At 73.8% G+C, this 22846-nt stretch carries 22 protein-coding genes; 8 read left to right on the forward strand and 14 right to left on the reverse strand.

Features of this window, described 5'->3' with window-relative positions:
• Positions 1 to 112 precede the first annotated feature (112 nt).
• Together AB0B33_RS38970 and AB0B33_RS38975 are read right to left on the reverse strand one after the other, a co-directional pair.
• On the reverse strand, positions 113 to 1063 hold the full coding sequence (locus tag AB0B33_RS38970; RefSeq protein WP_360781490.1) for a LuxR C-terminal-related transcriptional regulator: 951 nt from the start codon (positions 1061 to 1063) through the stop codon (positions 113 to 115).
• A 234-nt stretch (positions 1064 to 1297) separates the two neighbouring features.
• A complete protein-coding gene (locus AB0B33_RS38975) occupies positions 1298 to 2449 on the reverse strand; it encodes a N(5)-(carboxyethyl)ornithine synthase (RefSeq protein ID WP_360781492.1) in 1152 nt (383 codons plus the stop codon).
• A 154-nt stretch (positions 2450 to 2603) separates the two neighbouring features.
• On the opposite strand from AB0B33_RS38975, the gene AB0B33_RS38980 reads away from it, so the two are divergent.
• Positions 2604 to 2747, forward strand: coding sequence for a hypothetical protein (locus AB0B33_RS38980; RefSeq protein WP_360781493.1), 144 nt, complete (start codon positions 2604 to 2606; stop codon positions 2745 to 2747).
• Here AB0B33_RS38980 and AB0B33_RS38985 read toward each other — a convergent pair.
• The 6 genes from AB0B33_RS38985 to AB0B33_RS39010 all read right to left on the reverse strand — a co-directional run bounded on the left by AB0B33_RS38985 (position 2744) and on the right by AB0B33_RS39010 (position 7438).
• Positions 2744 to 3730, reverse strand: coding sequence for an RNA polymerase subunit sigma-70 (locus AB0B33_RS38985; RefSeq protein WP_360781495.1), 987 nt, complete (start codon positions 3728 to 3730; stop codon positions 2744 to 2746). The two genes, AB0B33_RS38980 and AB0B33_RS38985, sit on opposite strands and share 4 nt — an antisense overlap.
• Complete coding sequence (locus AB0B33_RS38990) at positions 3727 to 4713, reverse strand: zinc-binding dehydrogenase (protein ID WP_360781497.1); 987 nt, start codon at positions 4711 to 4713, stop codon at positions 3727 to 3729. The genes AB0B33_RS38985 and AB0B33_RS38990 overlap by 4 nt, the downstream gene beginning before the upstream one ends.
• Positions 4714 to 4805: 92 nt before the next feature.
• A complete protein-coding gene (locus tag AB0B33_RS38995) occupies positions 4806 to 5078 on the reverse strand; it encodes a hypothetical protein (RefSeq protein ID WP_360781499.1) in 273 nt (90 codons plus the stop codon).
• Positions 5041 to 6318 (reverse strand): APC family permease, encoded by a 1278-nt coding sequence (locus AB0B33_RS39000; RefSeq protein WP_360781501.1) that lies wholly within the window; start codon positions 6316 to 6318, stop codon positions 5041 to 5043. The genes AB0B33_RS38995 and AB0B33_RS39000 overlap by 38 nt, the downstream gene beginning before the upstream one ends.
• Positions 6315 to 6701: a VOC family protein gene (locus tag AB0B33_RS39005; RefSeq protein ID WP_360781503.1), complete on the reverse strand. Its 387-nt coding sequence runs from the start codon at positions 6699 to 6701 to the stop codon at positions 6315 to 6317. Before AB0B33_RS39005 ends, AB0B33_RS39000 begins: the two co-directional genes overlap by 4 nt.
• Positions 6698 to 7438 carry an ArsR family transcriptional regulator gene (locus tag AB0B33_RS39010; RefSeq protein ID WP_360781653.1) on the reverse strand — a complete coding sequence of 247 codons (741 nt, stop codon included), beginning with the start codon at positions 7436 to 7438 and terminating at the stop codon, positions 6698 to 6700. The genes AB0B33_RS39005 and AB0B33_RS39010 overlap by 4 nt, the downstream gene beginning before the upstream one ends.
• A gap of 323 nt (positions 7439 to 7761) precedes the next feature.
• On the opposite strand from AB0B33_RS39010, the gene AB0B33_RS39015 reads away from it, so the two are divergent.
• Positions 7762 to 12102, forward strand: a complete 4341-nt coding sequence (locus AB0B33_RS39015) for an Hsp70 family protein (RefSeq protein ID WP_360781505.1) — start codon at positions 7762 to 7764, stop codon at positions 12100 to 12102.
• Here the strand turns inward: AB0B33_RS39015 and AB0B33_RS39020 are convergent, their stop codons facing one another.
• A complete protein-coding gene (locus AB0B33_RS39020) occupies positions 12103 to 13317 on the reverse strand; it encodes an MFS transporter (protein ID WP_360781506.1) in 1215 nt (404 codons plus the stop codon).
• A 56-nt stretch (positions 13318 to 13373) separates the two neighbouring features.
• Between AB0B33_RS39020 and AB0B33_RS39025 the strand changes: the two genes are divergently transcribed.
• Positions 13374 to 14483, forward strand: a complete 1110-nt coding sequence (locus tag AB0B33_RS39025; protein WP_247022590.1) for an ROK family transcriptional regulator — start codon at positions 13374 to 13376, stop codon at positions 14481 to 14483.
• A 305-nt stretch (positions 14484 to 14788) separates the two neighbouring features.
• On the opposite strand, the gene AB0B33_RS39030 is transcribed toward AB0B33_RS39025, so the two are convergent.
• On the reverse strand, positions 14789 to 15679 hold the full coding sequence (locus AB0B33_RS39030; RefSeq protein ID WP_360781508.1) for a LysR family transcriptional regulator: 891 nt from the start codon (positions 15677 to 15679) through the stop codon (positions 14789 to 14791).
• Between the two features lie 83 nt (positions 15680 to 15762).
• Between AB0B33_RS39030 and AB0B33_RS39035 the strand changes: the two genes are divergently transcribed.
• A complete protein-coding gene (locus AB0B33_RS39035) occupies positions 15763 to 16620 on the forward strand; it encodes an EamA family transporter (protein ID WP_247022587.1) in 858 nt (285 codons plus the stop codon).
• Here AB0B33_RS39035 and AB0B33_RS39040 read toward each other — a convergent pair.
• The 4 genes from AB0B33_RS39040 to AB0B33_RS39055 all read right to left on the reverse strand — a co-directional run bounded on the left by AB0B33_RS39040 (position 16604) and on the right by AB0B33_RS39055 (position 19656).
• A complete protein-coding gene (locus AB0B33_RS39040; RefSeq protein ID WP_360781510.1) occupies positions 16604 to 16795 on the reverse strand; it encodes a hypothetical protein in 192 nt (63 codons plus the stop codon). The genes AB0B33_RS39035 and AB0B33_RS39040 overlap by 17 nt on opposite strands.
• A gap of 25 nt (positions 16796 to 16820) precedes the next feature.
• A complete protein-coding gene (locus AB0B33_RS39045; RefSeq protein ID WP_360781512.1) occupies positions 16821 to 17267 on the reverse strand; it encodes a cupin domain-containing protein in 447 nt (148 codons plus the stop codon).
• A gap of 13 nt (positions 17268 to 17280) precedes the next feature.
• A complete protein-coding gene (locus tag AB0B33_RS39050; protein ID WP_360781514.1) occupies positions 17281 to 18771 on the reverse strand; it encodes an NAD(P)/FAD-dependent oxidoreductase in 1491 nt (496 codons plus the stop codon).
• A 99-nt stretch (positions 18772 to 18870) separates the two neighbouring features.
• Positions 18871 to 19656, reverse strand: coding sequence for an IclR family transcriptional regulator (locus AB0B33_RS39055; protein WP_360781515.1), 786 nt, complete (start codon positions 19654 to 19656; stop codon positions 18871 to 18873).
• A gap of 41 nt (positions 19657 to 19697) precedes the next feature.
• On the opposite strand from AB0B33_RS39055, the gene AB0B33_RS39060 reads away from it, so the two are divergent.
• The 4 genes from AB0B33_RS39060 to AB0B33_RS39075 are packed head-to-tail and all read left to right on the forward strand — an operon-like array spanning position 19698 to position 22838.
• Positions 19698 to 20489 carry an SDR family oxidoreductase gene (locus tag AB0B33_RS39060; protein WP_360781517.1) on the forward strand — a complete coding sequence of 264 codons (792 nt, stop codon included), beginning with the start codon at positions 19698 to 19700 and terminating at the stop codon, positions 20487 to 20489.
• An 11-nt stretch (positions 20490 to 20500) separates the two neighbouring features.
• Entirely contained in the window at positions 20501 to 21001 is a 501-nt protein-coding gene (locus tag AB0B33_RS39065) for a cupin domain-containing protein (RefSeq protein WP_360781519.1), read from the forward strand.
• Complete coding sequence (locus tag AB0B33_RS39070) at positions 20998 to 21909, forward strand: alpha/beta hydrolase (protein WP_360781521.1); 912 nt, start codon at positions 20998 to 21000, stop codon at positions 21907 to 21909. The genes AB0B33_RS39065 and AB0B33_RS39070 overlap by 4 nt, the downstream gene beginning before the upstream one ends.
• On the forward strand, positions 21909 to 22838 hold the full coding sequence (locus AB0B33_RS39075; RefSeq protein ID WP_360781523.1) for a 2,3-dihydroxyphenylpropionate 1,2-dioxygenase: 930 nt from the start codon (positions 21909 to 21911) through the stop codon (positions 22836 to 22838). Before AB0B33_RS39070 ends, AB0B33_RS39075 begins: the two co-directional genes overlap by 1 nt.
• Positions 22839 to 22846 lie beyond the last annotated feature (8 nt).

Consider the following 22846-nt stretch of genomic DNA (forward strand, 5'->3'; position numbering starts at 1 on the left):
CGGACCGGCAGCAGGTCCTCGATCAAGGTCCATTGATCGTCGGAAAGCAATTGAAACCGCGACACGCCCGCCAGCATTCCAGCGACCCGCCGAAACTTTTGTCAGACACGCCCTAGTCGAGCCAGCCCAGCCGGGTGGCCGCGTGGACCGCGGCCACCCGGTTGTCCGCTTGGAGGGCGTCGAGCAGGCCCTGGACGTGGCGGCGGACCGTCCGCTCGCTCACGTCGAGGTGCCGCGCGATCGCGCCGTCGGTCATGCCGGTCGCCAGCAGGTCGAGCACTTTGGCCTGGGTCGGCGTCAGGCCGTGGCGCTGCTGGCCGTCGCCGAGGGGGACGGCCTGGGTCCACACCAGCTCGAACAGCATCCGCAGGCCGGCGACGATGGTCGGGCTGCGGACGAACACCGCGCCCGCCATGCCGCTGGGGTCGAGCGGCAGCAGCGCCGAGTGCTGGTCGGCGATCACCATCTTCATCGGCAGCTCGGACGCCACCCGCATGGTCCAGCCCGCGGCGATGCTGGCCTCGACGACACCCTTCGCGCCCTCGAACTCCAGCGCGGCGCGCTCGTAGACGTTGCGCAGCCGGACACCGCGTTCGGTCACGGCGTCGGGCAGGGCCATCGCCGTGTTCGCGTCCGGTTTGCGCTTGAAGTGGCGCGTGGTGAAGGTGAGGAACTCCTCCTTCGCCGACAGGCACAGCTCGAGTGACAGCGCCCCGATCCGCTGCGGGTCGGACAGCACCTCGACGGCCGCGTCGCTGCCGCCGCCGTACGTCGCCCGGTAGACGGTCTGGAGCAGGTCCAGCTGCTGGCGCGCCGCGACGATCTGGCGTTGCTGCTCGACCAGCCGCTGCTGCGCGCCGAGGATCGCGTGGTCGACCGCGCGAACCGGTTCCATCGGCGCCAGCACCGGGTCGTCGCGGTAGTCGCGCCGCACGAAGCCGCGGTCGAGCAGCTCCTGCATCTCGGGGCTCGCGGCCCGCGGATCGTCCAGCGCCACCGGCCCGGACCGCACCATGGCGTCGTACAGCGCTCCCGCATCGGCCGAGAGCAGCCCTTCCAGCATTCCCACACCCCCCGGTGCTCACCGCGGCCCATGCTAGTCCACTTCGGTCCCCCGCCCGAGCGACGATGAATGCCCAACCGAACTGTCACGCGAACGGGCGCGCCGACATCTGGTGGTCGTCCCTTCTCCTTCGCCATCGTGCGGCCGAGCGCGCTCCACGACCGGCAATCGCCCGCCGGCCACACCTCGCTGCTCCGCGGGATCCGCCACGACACGACATGAGGTGCGCGGGGATCAGCGGCGCTGGTGCGGGTAGTCGGGCGCGCGGTTCTGGAAGGACAGGATCGCGGGGTTGCGGATCGTGCCGTCCTGGATCTCCACGGCCCGCCGGACGGTCTCGTGCTCGTCCCATGTGGACTGTCCGGAAAGGACGGCCCGCAGGTGCGGCAGCAGGGCTTCGCTGATCTCCCACGTCGCCGAGTTCCACAGGTAGGACGGGCTGTGGTCGACGCCGTAGTACGTGACGCCGTCGCCGATCGGGAAGGTCGGGTGGGTGAACGTCGTGGGCTTGGCCCAGCTGAAGCCCATGCCCTCGTCGCAGGAGACGTCGACGATGAGGCTCCCGGGCGCGAACGCGGCGAGGTCGTCCTCGATCAGGAACGTCAGCGGCGCGGCGGTGTCCTGCAGGACGCAGTTGACGACGACGTCGTGCTCGGCGAGGAACCCGGCCAGCGGGACCCGCCCGTGGTCGGTCAGCGCGTGGCTGCGGCGCAGATCGCCCGGGCTGTTCGCGTCGTGGTCGATGTGGACCATCGTCGCGGAGTGGATCGGCGAGCCGACCGCGCTGAGGCCGCGGGCGGTGAGGACGTCGACGTCGTGGATTCCGTGGGCGTTCAGCGCCGTCACCGACCCGCGCGCGGTCGCGCCGAAGCCGATCACCACCGCCCGCAGGCGGCGGCCGTAGTCGCCGGTCGACCCGGCCAGCTGCAGCGCGTGCAGGACCGAGCAGTAGCCGGCCAGCTCGTTGTTCTTGTGGAAGACGTGCAGGCCGAACGAGCCGTCGCGGCGCCAGTGGTTCATCGCTTCGAAGGCGATGACGGTCAGCCGCCGGTCGACGGCCAGCTGGGTCAGCTCGACGTCCTGCACGCAGTGCGGCCAGCCCCACAGGACCTGGCCGGGGCGCAGTTCGGCGACGTCTTCGCGCAGCGGCTTGGCCAGCAGGACGACGTCGCACTCGGCGATGATCTGCTCCCGCGTGCGCAGCCCCGCGACGGTGGCCGCCAGCCGGTCGTCGGGTACGCCGAAGGGTTCGCCGTAGCCGTGTTCGAGGTAGAGGGATTTCCGGAGATCGGGGTCGATCCGGTCGAGGTGGTGCGGGTGGATCGGCAACCGCCGTTCGTTCTCTTTCCGTGAACGCGCGACGACGCCGAGACTGAGCTGGTGCACGGTGGCCCCTTTGCTAGAAGCCAGTCTTAACACACTCCGCGAGGACGTCGTGTACGTTGGGTGGTGCCCGAGGGCATTCCCCGAGACCGCACCGCAGGTCCGGGACGGCCGCCGCGGGCACCCACGAAAGGATCCCCTGATCACTGCTTCCACAGTGGACAGTTCGCTGTTCAGCCACCCCGTCACCGAAGAGCCCCGCCCCGAAGCGCGCACCGCGCCCCAGGACGACCGGTACGGGAACCTCTTCCGCCAGCCGGAGTACACCCCGGAACCCGTCGAACCGCGCCGGGCTCGCTAGCCCGGCAAAGCGCGAGCCAAGCCGAACGCGGCGACCAGCGCCGGGTCGTGGAACTCGACCACGCGCGAAATCCCGCCGCTCGTCGGCGCCAGCACCACGATGCCGTGGGCCCGGTGCACCCCCGCGGGGTCGCGGCGGTAGACCGCGGCGGCCGGCTGGCCGTTGGCGGTCGTGGCGCTCATCCGCCAGTCGCCCGGTGCGCCCAGCACGTGGGTACCGAGTACCCGCAGACAGCTGACCCGCCCGGCGTACCAGTCGCGGAACGGGGTCGCCTCCAGCGTGGCGTCCACGCGCAGCACTTGTTCCAGCAGGCCGACGTCGCTGCGTTCGAACGCGGTGACGTAGCCCTCCAGCAGTGCGCGCGCCCGCCGGTCGGTCGGTTCGAGCAGGTCCTCGGGCGGTGCCGCCAGTTCGTCCAGCCGGGCTCGCGCGCGCTGCAGGCCGCTCTTCACCGCCGCCGTGGTGGTGCCGAGGATCCGGGCCGTTTCGGGCGCGGTGAACGCGAGCACTTCACGCAGGATCAGGATCGCGCGCTGGCGTGCGGGCAGGTGCTGCAGGCTGACGACGAGCGCGAGCCGCAGGGATTCGCGCCCGGCCGCCACTGCCGCCGGGTCGGCGACCAGGTACTCCGCCAGCGGTTCCAGCCACGAGACCTCGCCCGGCGGGACCTGCGCCGGCGGGCGGGCGGGGCCGTCGTAGGGGTCGCTCAAGCCCGAGGGCAGCACCCGGTTCCGGCGCGGCTCCAGCGCGGTCAGGCAGACGTTGGTCGCGATCGCGTAGAGCCACGACCGGATCGACGCCCGGCCCTCGAAGCCGCCGCGGGACCGCCACGCCCGCAGGTAGGTCTCCTGCACCAGGTCCTCGGCGTCGTGCGCCGAGCCGGTCATGCGGTAGCAGTGCGCCAGCAGCTCCCGGCGGAAACGCGCGGTTTCGGCGGTGAACCGCTCCTGGTCCCGCCCGGTCGACGTCCTCACCCGGCTCACGGCACCAGGGCGAGCTTGCCGACGGTCGCCCGGGCCTCGAGGTCCGCGAGCGCGTCCGGGCCGTCGGCCAGTGCGTAGGTGGTGGGCCGCCCGGGGGTGAGGACGCCGGATTCGACGAGCGTCACCACCTCGTCCACGACCTCCGCGAAGATCCGGGGCGCGGCCTGGCTCAGCGTGCCGATGTTGAGGCCGATGACGTGCACGGGGTACCGGTACACCAGGTCCCAGTTGGTGAGCACGGCTTCGCCGCCCGCCAGACCGTAGACGACCACCCGGCCGATGACCGGCTTCGCCGCGGCCAGGCTCGCGGCGAACGTGGCTCCGCCCGCCGATTCCAGCACCAGGTCGGCGCCGCCGGTCAGGCGCCGCACCTCGGCGGCGAGATCGCCCGCCCGGGAGTCCAGGACGTGGTCGGCTCCCAGCGCCAGCACGGTCTCGTGCTTGCCCGGCGACGCGGTGGCGACGACGGTCGCGCCGAGGTGCTTGGCCACGATCACCGCGGCTTGGCCGGTGGCGCCGGCCGCGGCGTGGACGAGGACGGTCTCGCCGGCCGCGACCCGCCCGAGCGGCTTGAGCGCGGCGATCGCGGTCGGCCAGTTCACGACCAGGCCCAGCGCCTGTCCGGCGCTCCAGCCGGCCGGCACCGGCAGCGCCGCCGCCGCGGGCAGGACCATGTACTCGGCGAAGGCCCCGGCTCCGACCCCGGCGACGCACGTTCCGGGCGGCGGGCCGGTCACCGCCTCCCCCAGCGCCACGACCTCGCCCGCCGCCTCGAAGCCCGCCGCGTAGGGCGGCCGCGGACCGTCCCGGAAGGTGCCGCGGGCCTTCGAGAGGTCGGCGAAGTTGACCCCGGCGGCGGCGACCCGGATCAGGACCTCGCCCCGGCCGGGTGCCGGCACCGGGGCGTCGGCGACCAGGTGCAGGTCCTGCGGTCCGTCCAGCGAGGTCTGCAGCAGGGCACGCATGGTGGCGGGAAGACTCACGGCTGTCGCTCTCCTTCTCGGACGGCCACTCCGGCGGGCCGCACCGTCGAGAGGAAGACTCCGGCGAGCGGGAAAGGGAATCGATCGCCTGGTCAGCGGGGGTGGGCCAGGCGCCGCCGGACCACCGCACGGCCGGCCACCCCCACCACGCCCGCGCAGACCGACACCCACGGCAAGGTCGCCACGAGCAGCACGCACCCGATCGCCTGCTCAGCCAGGTTCGGCTGAGCGCCGCCGGACCACCAACCGATCGACCACCCCACCACGCCCGCGCAGACCGACACCCACGGCAACGTCGCCACGAGCAGCACGCACCCGATCGCCTGCTCAGCCAGGATCCGCCAGACGTCGCCGGACCACCGCACGGCCGGCCACCCCCACCGCGAACACCGCCACCCCCGCACAGACCGACACCCACGGCAACGTGGCCACGAGCAGCACGCAGCCGAGCAGGCCCACGACGTTCAGCCACCGCGGCCACCGCCGGTTCGCCGGCTCCTGCGTGAACGCCGACGCGTTGGCGACCGCGTAGTAGACCAGGACGCCGAACGAGCTGAAGCCGATCACCCCGCGCAGGTCCACCGTCAGCACGAGCGCCGACACGACCGCGGCCAGCGCAAGTTCGGCGTGGTGCGGTACCCGGTACTTCGGGTGGACCGCCGCCAGCCAGGTGGGCAGGTCGCGCTCGCGGGCCATCGCCAGGCCGGTGCGGCCGATGCCGGCGATCAGGGCGAGCAGTGCGCCGAGGGCGGCCAGTGCGCCGCCGACGCGGACCGCGGGGGTCAGTGCCCCGGCTCCGGCGCCGTCGAGGGCGGCGACGAGCGGGGCGGCCGCGTTCGCCAGGCCGTCCGGCCCGGCGGCGAGCAGGGCCGCGACCGCCACGACGAGGTAGACCACCACCGCCAGGGCCAGCGCGATCGGGATCGCGCGGGGGATGATCCGCCGCGGGTCGCGGACCTCCTCCCCCAGCGTCGCGATCCGCGCGTACCCGGCGAACGCGAAGAACAGCAGGCCGGCGGACTGGAGGATCCCGTAGAAGCCGCCCGAAGCCAGGGCGCCGAACCCGCCGAGGTTCGCCGTCGTGGCGCCGCCGCCGGCCGCGATCCCGGCCACCACCACCGCCAGCGCGAGCAGGCTGGTGCCGACCAGGATCCGGGTCAGCGCCACGGTCTTGGTGATCCCGCGGTAGTTCAGCGCGGCCAGGCCGAGCACCCCCGCGACGGCGACCAGCCGTTGCACCCAGACCGGGCCGGGCACCGCGTAGGTGGCGAAGGTCAGCGCCATCGCCGCGCACGACGCGGTCTTGCCGACCACGAACCCCCAGCCGGCGGTGAACCCCCACCACGGCCCGAGGCGTTCGCGCCCGTAGACGTACGTCCCGCCGGACACCGGGTACTGCGCGGCGAGCTGGGCCGAAGCGACCGCGTTGCAGTACGCGATCACCGCGGCCAGCGCCAAGCCCACCAGCAGGCCCGTGCCCGCCGCCTTCGCGGCCGGCCCGAACGCGGCGAAGATCCCCGCCCCGATCATCGACCCGAGGCCGATCACCACGGCGTCCTTCGTGCCGAGGCGGCGTTCCAGCGCCGGCGGCGAACTCGCTGTCACGCCGTTGCCGAAGCCGGCTGGAACAGCTCGACGGGGTTGCCCGCCGGGTCGTCCAAGACGATCTGCCGCCCGCCCGGACCGGTGACCACGTCGCTGCGGAACGGCACGCCGGCCGCCCGCAGCCGCTCGACCTCGGCGTCGAGGTCGTCGACGACGAAGTGGATCCGGTTCCAGCCGCCGGGGCCGGGCCGCGTGCCGTCGGGCATCGCGCGCCCGGCGGAGCTGTCCGGGCCGCTCAGCAGCAGCCGCAGCCGGCCGCGGGTCACCTCCGCGAACGCCGGCACGCTGAACCGCTCGGTGAACCCGAGTCGGGCGGTGTAGAACGCGACGGCGCGCTCGACGTCGTCGACCAGGTAGCGCACACTCACCAGCTCATCGGTCATGCTTCCTCGTCTCGTGGAGTGGTGAACCGCCGGACCAGGAACCCGATCCGGTCGTCGAGGTCGGCCGCCACGCGCCGGAACGCAGCGAGGCCGTCCGGTTCGCGGGCCGGGTCCGGGATGCTCCAGTGGATCGTCCGCGGCCGGCCGGGCAACGGCGGGCAGGCTTCGCGGACCTTGTCGCACAGGCTGATCACCCAGTCGAACCGCCGTCGCCGCACCGCGTCCAGGTGCGTCGGCTCGTGCGCGAGCGCGATGCCGTACTCCGCCAGCGCGCGGACGGCGTCGGGGTGCAGCGGCTTCGGGTGGCTGCCCGCGCTGACCGCGTCCCCGCCCCGGTGCCGCAGCAACGCCGCGGCCATCGGCGACCGGCCGCTGTTCCCGGTGCACACGAACAGCACCTTCGGCCGGGCCACCGGCTCGGCGGTCACGACGGTCAGGCCCGGGTGCAGCGAGGCACCGGTCTCGGCCAGCGCGTCCGCGCACCGGCGCAGGTCGAGGTGGTAATAGGTGTCGCGGCCGTCGAAACTGCTCCGCCGCGCCGTCACCAGCTCGGCCGCGCGCAGCTTGCCCAGGTGGTAGGAGACCAGGTTCTGCGGCTGCCCGACCGCGCCCACCAGCTCCCGCACGCGGCGGTCGCTCACGGCCAGCTCCCGCAGGATCCGCCAGCGCAGCGGATCCGCGGCCAGCCGCACGAACGGCGGAGGGAGGTCGGCACCGGGCACGCGAGCAGAGTACATCAACCACGATTGATACATCAAGCTACGCAATTCTCGTAATTGACTTCCCGGGAACCCGAAACCGAAATCGGGGCGCAGTGCTAGCGTTTCCCCGCAGCCGGGCACCAGGGAGTGATGTGAGCGAGCGCCAGATCAAGAACGATTTCACGGGCGACGCGCGGAACGCCATCCTTGTGGGGCGCGCCGACAACGTGATCGTTTCGAATCCGGGCGCACCCCCACCCGCATTCGAACCCCCGCCGTACCGCGTGCCCGTTCACGAGCCTTTTCTCGACTGGTTGTCGGGTGGCGCCGGGAAACGGGTGGCCAGGGCCGTGGAGCGGGTGAACACCCTTTTCCCCGCCGGGGCGCCCGCCGCCGCCGGCTGGGAGCGCGCCGCCCGCGCGTACCGCCGGGCCCTGCGGCTGACGCTGCGTGCCGAGCCCGTCCGGGCCGTCGAGGTGTTCGGCGCGCACGATCACCGCATCCCGCCGGAGCGCTACCCGCTGGGCGCCTTCGACCGGCCGTGGCTGGCCGCCCTGACCTCGCGCCCGGACCGGCACGTCCTCACCGTCGTGTTCGACGTCGCCTCGCGGCTGGACCTGCCGGAGCTGCAGGGGGTGGCCCGCGACCGGATGGTCCGGCTGCTGGCGGAACTGGACGACGCCGACTTCGCGATCCACCACCTCCTCCGCTGGGGAAAGCGGCGGGTGCTCACCCAGGAGGTGGTGGCGAAGGTCGTGACGCAGCACGCGGCCCGGATCCCCCTCGAGCGCGACGCCGAGCTGTGGCAGCGCTTCTTCGCGGACCTCACCGAGGCACTGCGGCCGGACGTCCTCGACGTCCACTGCCTGCTGGGGCACGGCGCCGACGCGGTCCGGCTGGCGAAGTCCGACAACGACGTGCGCCGGGCCCTCGCCTGCTGCCTGCGGTCACGGACGGCCGAGGACGTCGGCGCGGGCCTGGACCTGGCCCGCGCCCGCCCGATCACCGAGCTGAACGACGCGCTGGCCGAGCGCTACGGCGGTCTGCTGGCCGACGCCGGCCGGTTCGCCGACGCGCTCCCCGTCTACCGCGACCTCGGCCGCTTCGACCAGGTGAGCCGGTGCCACGAGGAGCTACGCCAGTTCTCCGACGCGCTGGCCACGTGCCCGGCCGACCGGCCGGACCGGCTGGCCGCGCTCGCCGACCGCGTCCTGCCGGAAGTCGGCGAACTCGCCGAGCGGCAGGAGTTCGCCGCCGCGGCCGGCCGGCTCCAGGACGTGCTGACGCACCTGGACCGCGCCGGCGTGCCGACCGCGGCCGTGCTGGACCGCCGTCAGCGGGTCGACCGGCTGCGCACGGACCTCGTCACGGCCACCCGGCTCCACTTCGGCGCGCTGATCCGGCTGGCCGGGGACGCCGGCGGGACCCAGGACGCCTACCGGGCCTGGAGCCGGTTCGAAGAAGCCGCCGGCGAGCTCGCCCTCGCGGCGTGGCGGGCCGAGGAGGGGCGCGAGTTCTTCCGCGCCAACCAGTTGTTCAACCGGACCGGGCAGTTCGGCGAAGCGGCGCGGGTGCTGCAGGGCGACGACTCCCCGGAGGCGCTGGACGCCCGTGCCGCCTCCTACGAGGCCGGCGGCGACTTCGCCGGTGCCGCCCGGCTGCGGCAGCGCGTCGGGCAGCCCGAGCAGGCGGTCACGCTGTACCTGCGCGCCGGTGACTTCGCCGGTGCGGCGCACGTCCTGCTCGGCTGGCTCGGCGCGGAAGCGGCGGAGGACCCGCGGCTGGCCGAGTGCCTGCGCCGGACCGGCGAGTACGACAAGCTCGTCCGGCACTGCCTCACCGCGGTCGAGGCCCGCGGCGAGCATTCGCAGGCGGCCTCGGCGCTGCGCCGGCTGACCGAGGACGAACTGGTCCCGCCGCACCTCGTCGCCGACGTCACGGCCTGCCTGGAGGAGCTGGGCGCGGAAGACCTGCGCCGGTTCCAGGAACGGGCGCAGTCGTGGGTGACGCGGGCCCGTGCCGACGTCGGCCGCCGCTACAGCGAGATCTGGGGCCTGGACCTGGGCACGACCACGTCCGCCGCGGCGATCTACGACCGCGAGGCGCAGCGGCCGGTCTTCTGCCCGTGGAAGGGGCACCTCCAGTTCGCCTCGACGCTGAGCCTCGACCGGCAGGGCACCGAACTGGTCGGCCTGACCGGCGAAGAGACGCTGGCGCCGTGGCTGGCCGGGCACATCGACGCCGCCAAGCGGCGGATGGGCACCGCCACCCGGTTCAAGATCCGCGACCGCACCTACCGGCCGGAAGAGGTGGCCGCCCGGATCATCCGGCACGCCCGGGGCCTGGTCGAGACGTTCCTGGCCGAGCGGGTCCGCGAACGCGTCGGGGAGCTGGCCCAGGCCGAACTCGGTCAGGTGCGGGACGAGTGGCTGTCCTGGACCGAACGCCACCACGCCCTGCGGATCGACCGGCCGCGGGTGGTCGTCACGGTTCCCGCGTACTTCACCAACAACCAGAACGCCGCCACCCGGTCGGCCTGCGAGATCGCCGAGGTCGACGTGGTCCGGCTGCTGCACGAACCGACCGCCGCGTGCATCGCGACCGCGTACGAACGGAAGCTCGGGGCGACGGTCGCCGTGGTCGACCTCGGCGCCGGCACGCTCGACCTGAGCCTGCTGGAAGTGGGCGAAGGCGTCTACGAGGTCCGGGACGTCGGCGGTGACCCCCGCTTCGGCGGCAAGGACTTCGACGCCGCCGTCACGGAGGCGCTCGCCGCCCAGCTGCGGCTCAAGGGCATCGACGTCCCGGCGACGGACCCGCTGCGCCGCCGGCTGGGAATCGTCGCGGAGAAGCTGAAGGTCGCCCTCTCCGCCCAGGACCGGGCGTCCGACACCCTGCTCTCCTTCGGCTCGCACGGCCACGTCCCCGTGGAACTGACCCGGGCCGAGCTGGCGGAGGTGCTGGCCGACCGGCTGGCCACGCTGCGCCGGGTGACCACCGCGTTCCTGGAGTCCGCGCCCGAGCGGCCGGACCACGTCGTGCTGGTCGGCCGGCCGATGCTGTCCCCCCTCGTCCGCCAGACCGTGGAACAGGTCTTCGCTGCCAAGGGGATCGTCGTCACCGATCCGCGGACCGCGGTCGCCAGCGGGGCCGCGCTGCTGGGCGCCACGCGCAGCGGAGCGCTGACCAAGTTCCTGCTTCTCGACGTCACGCCGCTCGCCCTCGGCATCCAGGTCACCGAGGGCACCGGCGAGGCCGCGCGGAAGGTCTTCTCCGAACTGATCAGCCGGGCCACCACGATCCCGACCCGCCGCTCCGAGATCTACACCACCCACGACGACAACCAGACCGAAGTGCGCATCGAGATCTACAACGGCACCCTCGACCGCGAGTCGAAGATCGGCGAGTTCGTGCTCACCGGGATCCCGCCCGCGCCGAAGGGCGAACCCCAGATCGAGGTCACCTTCGACATCGACGCCGACTGCGTGCTCGAGGTGACCGCACGCGATCTGAGGACGAAGCTGGCCAACGGGATCCGGGTGACCGACACCACCCTGCTGTCGCCCCGGGAGATCGGCGACCTGACCCGCCGCTACGAGCAGCAGCGCGAGCGCGAACGGCACCGCGGTGAGCTCGCCGACCTGCGGGCGGAGCTGCGGGACCTCGCCGCCGCGCTCGCCGACGACGGCACCGAGGGGGCTTGGCGGGAGTTCCGGCAGCGGCAGGCCACCCACCGCCCGCCGGCCACCGCGCTGCCGCCCGAAACGCGGCAAGCACTGGTGGAGATGTTCAACGAGGACGTCCAGACCGAGCTCGACCTGGCCTCCGCGCGGACGGCGGCGGTCAAGACCGCCGCCGCGGCCGAAGCCTGCGCCGCCCAGCCGGCGCCCGCCGACGAGGACCTCGAAGCCACCGTCGCCCAGACCGCGCACCTGCTCGACACCGCGCGCGCCCGAGCCGAGCGGCTCCGGGAGCTGGCCGTGAAGGTCGCGCGCTGGAGCGCCGTGCTCGCCCGGCTGGCGCTGAACGAACCCGATCCGCTGCGCCGCTTCCGCGACCACCACGCGGCCGGGTCGTACCGGGAGGCGCTCGCCGCACTGGGCGAGCTGCCCGAACCGCCGGCCGACCCCGCCGACGTCCGGCGGCACGAAGAGTGCCTCGCGGGCACCGGCGACGCCGAGGGCTACCGCGCGCTGCGACGGCGTGCGGGCGCGAGGCGACCGTCGGGGCCGCCGGCCGGGCTGGTCGAAACCTCTTGCGGCGCAATGAGTTTCGCGATCGGCGACCGGTTCGTCGTCGCGCACCGGCCGGAGGACGAGGCACCGATCGCCGTCACAGGCGGCGAAGTCGAGAAGGTGCACACGGCCGGGCACGACGTCGTGGTGCTGGAACTGGCCGAGCCGCTGGGGGTGGCGCCGCTGCCGCTCGGCCGCCCGGAGCTCGTCCGGATCGGCGACCAGCTGTGGTTGCCCGGCCCGGCCGAGGACGGCACTCGCACGCTGCTGAGCGGGGTGGTCAACCGGTTCGAGGCGAACGAAGACGGCGAGCGGCTGTTCCGCACGAGCGTGGCTCTCCCGGCCGCCTGCGCCGGCGCGCCGGTCCTCGACGAACTCGGCGAAGTGATCGGCGTGGCTCTTCCCGGCGACTACGGCCAGGTGCTCAGCCTGACCGCTCTGGACGCGCTCCTGGAGGCGGGCTGATCACCGCACGAGCGCGTCCGCCGGTGCCTTGACGGCGCGGCGGCGGTCGACGGCGAAGCCGGCCACGGCCAGCACGAGCCCGATCGCGCTCACCACCACCCCGGCCCACGCCGTGGCGCGGTAGCCGAGCCCGGCGGCGATGACCACGCTGCCCAGCGCCGCACCGAGGCTGTTGGCCGTGTTGAACGCCGACTGGTTCAGCGCCGCGCCCATCAGCTGGGCGCCCGGCGCCACCGCGATCAGGCGCGCCTGCAGCACCGGGCCGAGGAACAGGATCGTCCCGCCGATCAGGAACGCGCCGGTGTACAGGCCGAACGGCGAACCGACGAACAGTCCGAAGTAGACGTTCGCGGCGATCACCGCGGCGAAGCCTGCCACCATGGCCCGCCGGAGGTTCCGGTCGGCCTGCCAGCCGCCCAGGAAGTTGCCGACGGTCATGCCGAGCCCGACGGCGACCAGCACCCAGGGCACCGCGCCCGGCGACAGCCCGGTGACCGAGGTGGTGATCGGCGCGAGGTAGCTGTCGACGGCGAAGAACCCGGCGATCCCGATCGAGGCGGTCACCGCGACCAGCCACACCTGCGGCCGGCGCAGCGCGCGCAGTTCGTCGGCCGGCGACCCGCCCGCGGCCGGCGCGTCCGGCACGGTGGCCGCCACCGCCGCGAGCGCGAGCAGGAAGACCCCGGCGATGACCAGGTACGCCGTCCGCCAGCCCGCGGCCTGCCCGAGCCGGGTGATCACCGGGACACCGGCCACGTTGGCGACGGTCAGCCCGCTGAGCACCACGGCGAACCCGCGCCCCTCGCTGCCCGGCCCCATCAGCGTCGCGGCCAGCAGGCCGGCGGCCCCGAAGTAGGCGCCGTGCGGCAGGCCCGCGGCGAACCGGGCGGCCAGCACCAGGCCGAACGACGAGGCCACCGCGGAGGCGACGGTGCCGAGCACGAACAGCACCAGCAGCCCGAGCACCAGCCGCTTGCGCCGCATCCGGGCGCTGACCACGGCGGAGACCGGCGCGCCCACGACGACGCCCAGCGCGTACGCGGTGATCATCCACCCCGCCCGCGCGACCGAATCCGGTTCGGCGTTGCCGAGCACGCTGCGGGCGATGTCGGGCAGCAGCCCGGCCGGCACGAACTCGGTCAGGCCGATCCCGACCGAACCGAGGGCCAGTGCGAGCAGGGCCGCCCAGCGACGTCGTCGGGTGAGGTCGTCCATCCCAGCGACTTTAGCAACGCTGTTGCGTTAGTACCAGGGGCCGATACAGTGAAGCCGTGCACCTGGCTTTCCTGCGGGACTACCACGAGGCGCTGGTGATCGCGCTGGCCCGGACCGTGCCCACGCTCGAGCGCGGCACGGTCGCCGAGGTCACCGGGCTGACCCCGCAGGCCGTGTCGAAGGTGCTCGCCCGCCTGGTCGAGGAAGGCCTGCTCGAACCGGCGGGCGTGCGGCGCCCGCCGCGCGGCAAACCGGCCGCGGTCTACCGCCTGGTCCCGGGCAGCCGCCGGGCGATCGGCGCGCACGTCACCCGCCGTGAGCTGCGCCTGGTCCTCGCCGACCTGGCCGGCACCGTCCGCGCGTCGACCGCGACGCCGCTGCCGCCCGACTTCACGCCGGAGCACCTGCTGGGCGAGCTGGCCGCCGGCGTCGAGGCGATGATCGCCGAGCACGGCCTGGCCACCCCGGAACTCGCCGGCGTCGGCATCGGCATGATCGGCCCGCTCGACCAGTCGACCGGCACCGTCCGCGGCGCCCACCGGCTGCGGCACTGGCGCGACGTCCCGCTGGCGGAACTCGCCGAGAAGCGGCTGGGCCTGCCCGTGGTGGTGGACAAGGACGTAACGGCCGGAGTCACCGCGGAAGCCTGGCGCCGCGGCACGGAATTCCGCGACGCGGCCCTGGTCGTGGTCGACGCCGGCGTCGGCGCCGGCCTGTGGCTCGGCGGCGCCGCCCACCGCGGCGCGCACACGAACGCCAGCGAGTTCGGCCACGCGGTCGTCCAGCTCGACGGCCCCCGCTGCGCCTGCGGCCGCCACGGCTGTCTGGAGGCCGTCCACGAACAGGCGAGCGACCCGGCCACGGCGGCCGCGGTCCTCGCGACGGGCGTGGTCAACCTCCTGCAGACCCTGGACCTGGGCCACATCGTCCTCGGCGGCGCGGACCTCCTCCCCCACGGCGAGCTCTACCGGGCAGCGGTCGAACACGCGGTGCGCACGCAGCTGCCGGGCGCCGAGTGGCTGACGGTGGAGGTCTCGTTGACGACGTTGGGGACGGACGTCGTCGCGGCGGGCGCGGCGATGCAGGTCCTGAACACCCGCTACGGCCTCCCGGACCCGACCCGGCCCCGGCTGCCCGCGGCGGAGGCCGTCACCGCACGCCCCTGAGCCGGCGCTGTTGTGGCGCATCCGGGTGAACCGCTCGCGAGACCTCCGCCCGGGCGTGGGCACCCGGCGACACCGACCTGCCCGTCACCGGAAGCCGATCCCCACCCTGGCGCGATCTTGTCCACGCGAAGACCGTCATGACCCCACCGGGCGCCGTTCGCGCGCGGGCTCGGCGAGCCTCGCCGCGGTCAACGGGATCGGCTTCGACCTGACCGTCGCGGGCCTGGCCGCCACAACGGGCGGAGTCGGTGCCGGTGTCGCCATCGGCGTTTCAGTTGTTCCTCCGCCGCCGCGGTGCCGAGGCGTCAGCGGGCCAGCAACCCCAGCGCCAGCGCCAGCGGTGGCCACACCTCCCGGCCGCGGCGGGTGCACGCGAACGCGCGCTGCCGCACCTCCGGGCCGGTCAGCGGGAGGAGTGCGACGCCGGCCTTCACCGCGCGCCCGGCCGGCAGCAGGCCGACCGCCGGGGCCGGGCCCGTGGTGATCAGGTCCTCCACCAGTTCCAGGCTGTCCGCGCGGTGCGTCACGCGCGGGGTGAACCGGGCCATCGACGCCAGCCTGCGGACCACGTCCTCGTCGGCGGTGTTGCGGGAGTTGACGATCCAGTCGTGGTCGCGGAACGCCTCGAACACCGCCACCGTGTCCCCGCTCCGGACACCGGCCGCGTCGGGCGCCGGGACCGCGAGCGACCACCGCGCTGTCCACAGTGGACTCACCGTGATCGCGGGGTCCGTGCTCGCCGGGGCGAGGTCGTAGTCGTAGGTGAGGGCGAGGTCGATGTCGTCGGCCAGCAACGCCGTCAAGGCCTCGGCCGGCTCGTACTCGCTGATCCGCAGCTCGACCCGCGGGTGGTGCGCGGCGAGCGCGGTCGCCGCCGGCAGGACGGAGCGCCGGACCGCCGTCGCGAACCCGGCGACGCGCACGGTGCCGGCCGGTTCGGCGCCCGGGTCGAGGGCGGCGCGGGCGGCCTCCACCGCGGCGAGGATCGTCACCGCGTGCTCGGCCAGCCGCCGTCCCGCGGGGGTCAGCCGGACGCGGCGGCCGTCCGGTTCGAGCAGTGGCGCGCCGGTTTCCTTCGCCAGCGTCGCGATCTGCTGCGAGACCGTGGACGTCGTGGTGCCGAGCACATCCGCCACGGCGCGCATCGAGCCGTGGCGGGACAGCTCAAGGAGGAACTGCAGCCTGCGGGTGTCCATCTCCCGATTGTCCACGATCCTCGAACGGTACGTCCACGATCACCACGTGGACACGAACGGTGCGGATCGGCTTTGCTCGGCGCGTGCTGTCCTCCACCCGTACCGGCGCGGCCTTCGCGGTCGCCGCCATGCTCTGCGTCCAGCTCGGCCTCGCCGTGTCCGTCGGCCTGTTCGACCGCGTCGGCCCCGAAGGCGCGGCCTGGCTCCGCCTCGCGTGGGCCGGGGTCCTGCTGCTGGTGCTGGTCCGGCCGCGGCCGTCGGCCTTCCGGCGCGCCACGTTCCTCGCCTGCTGCGGCCTCGGCGTGGTCACGGCCGGGATGACCATGCTCTTCATGAAGGCGGTCGCCCTGCTGCCGCTGGGCACGGCGAGCGCGCTGGAGTTCCTCGGGCCGCTCACGGTCGCCGTCACGCGCGGGCGCGGCGGCAAGAAGCTGTGGCCGGTCCTCGCCGCGGTCGGCGTGCTCCTGCTGACCGAACCGTGGCGGGGTGGCGCGGACCTGCTCGGCGTCGGCTACGCGCTCGCGTCCGCGGTGTGCTGGGCGGCCTACATCCTGCTGACGCAACGGGTCGGCGACGAGGTGGCGGGCGTGCGCGGGCTCGCCGTGTCGATGCCGGTGGCGGGCATCGTGGCGACACTCGTCTCCGGGCCGGGCGTGTTCGGGCAGCTGACCTGGGACCTGCTGCTGGCCGGCCTCGGGCTCGCCGTGCTGCTGCCGGTGATCCCCTTCAGCCTGGAGATGCTCGCCCTGCGGCGGCTGAACGCCTCCTCGTTCGGCACGCTGATGAGCCTGGAGCCGGCCATCGCGCTGACGATCGGGTTCCTCGTGCTGCACCAGGTCCCGGACGCCGGCGCGGTGGCCGGGGTCCTGTTCGTGGTCGCGGCCGGGGTCGGCGCCGAACGCAGCGGGGCGCGCGAACCTGCGGTCACAACGCCGGCGTGAGGTCCAGGTGCACGCGGTAGTCGACGATCCGCTCCCCCGCCAGCCACATCACCGTCACGCACGGCAGGGCCAGCGGCTTCCCGGCCGGGGACTCGGTTTCGATCGTGAAGCGGCAGAACAGCTGGTCCTCGCCCGTCGCCGCGGTGGCGTCGCCTGCGTCGACCGCCGCGCACATCTCTCGCGGACCATCCGCTCGTGGTTCACTTCCGCAGGCTCAGGCCGTAGCGGGTCATCACTTCCGCGACCAGCTTCATGTCGCGCCCGGGCGGCAACTCCGACAGCTCCTTGTAGTAGTTCTCCAGCCCCGGCGGCGAAACCACCGCGATGATGCGGGTCTCCTCGTCGAACGGGTTGCGGAACACGTGCGGCACCCCGCGCGGCAGCAGCAAAGAGTCACCCTGGCCGAGGACGTGCCGGACGCCGTCGAGCTCGACCTCGACGCGGCCCTGGACGCAGGTGAACAGCTCGTCCTCGCGGCTGTGGACGTGGGTCGGCGGGCCGCCCAGGCCCGGCGGCACGACGTATTCGAACAGCGAGTACGCGCCGTGGGTGTCGGCGCCGGTGAGCCGGGCGTGGATGCCCAGCCCGATCGCGCCGAGGTTCGTCCCGTCGCCGGGGTGGAGCACGCCGGTCGTCACGGTGTCCATTTCGGACTCCTTTCTACAGCGGGGCTTTCGCGGGTTCGGGCGCGTTTTCCAGGCGCGCCAGCAGCTTCGGCGTCAGCGCGCGGTAGGCCGCGGGCGCGACCGGGTTCAGCCAGTGCGTGAAGCGGGTGAACCGGCCGAGCTGGACGCCGAGGTCGCCGAGCACCTCGTCGACGTTGTGGATGGAGAACGGGATGATCTTCGTGCCGCGGCAGTGGTGCGCGCCGGTCGCGACGTCGAGGAAGGCGAGCTGGCCGACGACGTCTTCGCGCCGCGCTGCCTCGTCCGGCAGGGTGAGCGCGCCCGCGAGGTCGGCCGCGATCCACAACGCCGCCACCTCGGCGTTGAGCGGGCTGAAGAACGACGAGTTGTAGCCGTTGAAGTACAGCCCCGGCACGCCGATCGGCTGGATCTGCCGGTACAGCAGGAAGTTCCGGCGCTCGTCGAACAGCCGCTCCTGCACGGGCGCGGGCAGGAACGGCACGCCCTGGGTGAAGCCGGTGGCGCAGACGACGAGGCCGGCCGGCAGCTCCGTGCCGTCGGCCAGTTCGGCGTGCGGCCGGCCGTGGAAAGCGAAGAGCCGCTTGATCACCTGGTCGCGGTGGACGCGGATCGAGCCGTCGGCCACGCCTTCGAAGAAGCCTTCGGTGGCCAGGCCGATCGCGTTCTTGACGATGTCCTCCATCCGCCCGCGCGGCACCAGGTCGTTGCGGGCGAGCCCGAACTGGCGCACCGACACCGACCCGATGGAGTTGAGCATCGCCCGCCGCAGCCGGTTTCCCGGGCCGTGCAGGAACTTCTCGAAGCCGCGCAGCCGCCGGTAGCGGAACAGCGCCTCGCCCAGCCGGGTCAGCAGCAGCATCTTGAAGTTGAGCACGCCGGCGATCTTGCGCGGCACCTTCCACAGCAGCTGCCGGGCGATGACGTCGGTGCTCGCGGCGACGCCGCTGATCGCCACGGTCACGTCGCAGGCGGACTTGCCGTAGCCGACGACGAGCACGTTTTCGCCGCGCGCGTCCTCGACGTCGTGGAAGTCCGAGCCGGCCAGCAGGCGCCCGCCGGCCGCCTCGAACTCCGCGCGGCCGGGGTAGTCCGGGAGCGCCGGCTCGCAGAACACGCCGTTCGCGACGACGACCCGGTCGAACCCCGCGGCCCCCTGCGCCGCGGTGGTCACCACCCAGCGGCCGCCGTCGGGCGCCACCGACGTCACCTCGGTGCCGAGGCGCAGGTGCGGCGTGACGCCGTATTCGTCGGCGTAGGCGGCCAGGTACTGCTGGATCTGCGCGCCCGACGGCCATTCCGGGAACTCCCGCGGCATCGGGAAGTCCGAAAAGGAGTACTGCGCCTTCGGGCTCTGCGTCGTCAGCCCCGGGTAGCGCCGGGTCCGGCTCCACACCCCGCCGACGTCGGGTGCCTTGTCGAAGACCTCGACGTCGTGGCCGGCCTGCAGCAGCACCTTGGCGGTGGTCAGCCCGGCCAGCCCGGCCCCGATGATCGCGACGCGCATGCCTGCTCCTCCTCGTCGAGGCCGCCGGGGCGGGTGCCCGGGCTCGGTGTGCGCACAGCGTTCACCAGCCGGGCGCCGCGAACCAACCGGGAGTCCTGCTCACTGGGACGGCAGCTCCGGCCGGGGCACCGCCCAGCGCCGGGCGGAGTAGGCCCGGCTCGCCGCCGCGGCCGCCATCCGCACGGCCGGCCCGATCCGGTCGGGCTGCACCGCGGCACTCGGCCCGGTGACCGACAGCGCGGCCGCGACGCCGCCGGTGAAGTCGAAGATCGGCGCCGCGACGCAGCTGATGCCGGGGTTGCCCTCTTCGCGGTCGTAGGCCCAGCCCTGCTCGTGGACGACGGCGAGCTCGCGCTCCAGCGCGTCCGCGGTGGTGATCGTGCGCGGAGTGCGCCGGGTGAGCCCGGCCGCCACCACCGCTCCGACCGTCTCCGGGTCGGCCCAGGCGAGGATGGCCCGGCCGATGCCCGAGCAGTGCGCCGGGATGAAGCCGCCGACCTGGTCGAGCATCGGCAGCGGGCGGTGCCCGCTGATCTTCTCGACGACCAGGATCCGGGTGCCCTCGAGCACGCCGAGCTGCACGGTCGTCTTGGCCGCGGCGTAGAGGTCCTGCAGGTAGGGCAGCACCGCCTCGCGCAGCTCGTGGCGCACCGGCACCAGGCCGGACAGCTCGAACAGGCGGGTGCCGATCCGGTACTTCTCCTCCGGCTTGTCCAGCCAGCCGAGCTCGATCATCCGGGCCGCGGTGCGGTGCACGGTCGAGCGCGGCAGGCCCGAGCGTTCGACGAGCCGGGCGAGGGTCAGCTCGCGGTGGGTCACGTCGAACGCGTCCAGCAGCGCGGCGGCCCGTTCGAGCGCGCCGGAGTCCCGAGCAGTGGGACTCATCCTTGGTCACCGGGGGTCATGGGCCGAATGTAGGGCACATCATGGAGAGCAACCAGTCTCATCCGAAGCGGCACCGCGTCGCCCTCGTCGGCGGCGGCGCCGGCGGCATCGGCTCGGCCTGCGCGGCCGCGCTGCACGCGAGCGGCCACCGCGTGGTCCTCGCCGGGCGCACCGAAACCACCCTCGCCGAGACCGCGCTCGAACTCGGCCCCGGCGCCGGCTACGTCGTCTGCGACCTCGCGGACCCGGCCGCGGCGGCGGCCGCCGTGGACCACGTGCGCGAGCGGCACGGTTCGCTCGACGTCGTCGTGGCCAACGCGGGCGGACCGGCTCCGGGCACGGTGTTCGAAGTCCCCGCCGAGCAGTGGCACCACGACCTCGACCTGCTGGTCCTCGGCCCGCTCGCGCTGCTGCGGGCCGCGCTGCCCGCCATGGCCGAGCGGGGCTTCGGCCGCGTCGTCGTGCTCACCTCGACGGCGGTGCGCCAGCCGCAGCCGGGGCTCGCCGCGTCGACCGTGCTGCGCTCGGCGACGACGTCGGCGGCGAAGCTGGCGGCGCTGGAGTACGCCGACCGGGGTGTCACCGTCAACTGCGTCGCGGTCGGTGCGACGCTCACCGCGCGGCGCCTCGAAGTGGTGCGCAGCCGGGCCGGCGCGGCCGGGGTCGACGTCTCGACGGCAATGGCCGAGGACCTCGCGGCCATCCCCGCCGGCCGGGCCGCGGCACCCCGCGAGGTCGCGGCCGCGGTGGCGTTCCTCGCGTCCCCCGAAGCGGGGTACGTCAACGGGACGGTGCTGACGGTCGACGGCGGCCGCACGGAATGCCCAGCCTGAAAGGTGCGCTCATGACCACGTCCGGACCCGGCTTCGCGATGGCCGACTTCCTCGCGAGCATCGGCCACGCCGTCCGCCCCGGCGGGCAGCGCCCGCTCGTCGTGCACGACGGCGAGCTCGAGGAGCTCCCGCCCGGCGCCGTCCCGAACCCGACGTCACTGCGGATCGCCGGGAAGCTGCCGACCACGACGTTCGAGCTCTTCCGCCAGGTCATCCCGGCCGGCGAGAGCTCGGACATGCAGCGCCACCACCACGAGACCGTCCACTTCGTCCTGGCGGGCGACGGGCACAGCGAAATCGAGGACGAAACCGTCACGTGGACGACGGGTTCGTTCGTCTACACCCCGCCGTGGACGTGGCACCGCCACTACAACGACTCGGCTTCGCGGCCGGTCGAGTTCCTGACCATCGAAAACTCGCGGCTGCTGGGCCTGTTCGGGCTCGGCCGCCGCCAGAGCGCGGGCCTGGCGACGATGGCCGAAGCCCGCGCCGAGCACCGGGAGGACGCATGACGACCACCGAGCGCGCCGCCCCGCCGATCCCCGACCACGTCGGGATCTGGGGCGAGCTGGGCGAACTCGAGCACACCCTGCGCTACGTCGACGTGCCGCTGGACGGGCGGCCGGTGCGCACGCGCGTCCTGCAGGCGGGCGCCGGCCCGGACCTGGTCCTGCTGCACGGCACCGGCGGGCACCTCGAGGCCTATGCCCGCGACCTGGCCGGCCTGGCGCGCGACTTCCGCGTCACCGTCTACGACATGGTCGGCCACGGCTGGTCCGACCTGCCGGACCGGCCGTACACGATCGACGTCCTCTCCGCGCACCTGGTGTCCCTTTTGGACACCCTCGGCATCGGGCGGGCGCACCTGTCCGGGGAATCGCTCGGCGGCTGGGTGGTCGCGTGGACCGCCGCGCACCACCCGGACCGCGTCGACCGGCTGGTGCTCAACACGCCCGGCAACATCGCGAACAAGCCCGAGGTGATGGCCCGGATGCGGGACAGCACTATGGCCGCGGTGCTCGACCCGAGCGACGAAACGGTCCGCCGCCGCGTCGAATTCCTGTTCCACCACAAGGAAATGGTCACCGACGAGCTGGTGAACCTGCGCCGCCGGGTGTACTCCCGGCCCGGGTTCGTGCGGGCCATCGGCAACACGCTCGTGCTGCAGGACCCCGAGGTGCGCAGGGACTTCGCGTGGGACCCGGCCTGGGTGTCGCGGGTGACCGCGCCGACGTTGCTGCTGTGGACCAGCCACGACCCCACCGGCGGGCTCGACGAGGCCGAGCTGCTGCTGGGCTGGCTGCCGGACGCGCTGCTGCACGTCATCGACGACGCCGGGCACTGGCCGCAGTGGGAGAAGGTCGGCGAGTTCCTCGACGTCCACCGCACCTGGCTGCTGACCGGTCAGGACCCGTCCTGATGGCCGCGATCGCCGGGTTCGCCGGCATGTCCCACAGCCCGTTCGCGACCCTGCTGCCACCGCCGGCCGAGGGCGGTCCGGGCGCGAAGTTCCTCGCCGACGCCGACCGCGCGCGGCGCGCGGTGGAAGCGCTGGCGCCGGACGCGATCGTCGTGATCGGGCCCGACCACTTCCACGGCAACTTCTACGACGTGATGCCGCCGTTCGTCCTCGGCGTCGAGCACGCGGCCGGCTTCGGGGACTTCGGCAGCACCGAAGGCCCGCTGCCGGTGGCCGGCCCGCTCGCGTGGTCGGTCCACAACGGACTGACCGACGCGGGCTTCGACGTTTCGCTGTCGTACTCGCTCACCGTCGACCACGGCATCGTGCAGACCTACGAGATGCTGACCGGCGGCACCGCGCTACCGCTGGTCCCGCTGGTCGTCAACACCGCGGCGCCCCCGCTGCCGTCGCTGCGGCGGTGCGTCGCGCTGGGCCGGGCACTGGGCGCGGCGCTGCGCTCGGCGGAGTTCCCCGGCCGCGTCCTGGTGGCGGCGAGCGGCGGGCTGTCGCACTGGCTGCCGTCGAACGACCCGCGCGAGGTGGCCGGCGAGCGCCGCGAGTCCCTGATCCACGGCCGCGCGGACGTCCACGCCTTCGCGGCGGCCCGCGAACCCCGCGTCCGCGCCATGGGCGGCGACCCCGGCGCCCGGGTCAACGCGGAGTGGGACAACTGGTTCCTCGAGCGGCTGTCCGCGGGCGACGCCAAGTCGGTCGCCGCGCTCGGCCACGAGAAACTGGAGGACCTCGCGGGCAGCGGCGGCCACGAGATCCGCTGCTGGCTGATCGGCCAGGCCGCGGCCGGCGCCCCGCTGGCGTGGACCGGCTACGAGCCGGTGCCCGAGTGGATCACCGGGATGGGCATCGGCACGACGTTCCCGGTCGGCTGAACCCCCGG

Origin of the sequence: Amycolatopsis sp. NPDC049159, from assembly GCF_040648295.1 — a bacterium.
Taxonomy (GTDB): domain Bacteria; phylum Actinomycetota; class Actinomycetes; order Mycobacteriales; family Pseudonocardiaceae; genus Amycolatopsis; species Amycolatopsis pretoriensis_A.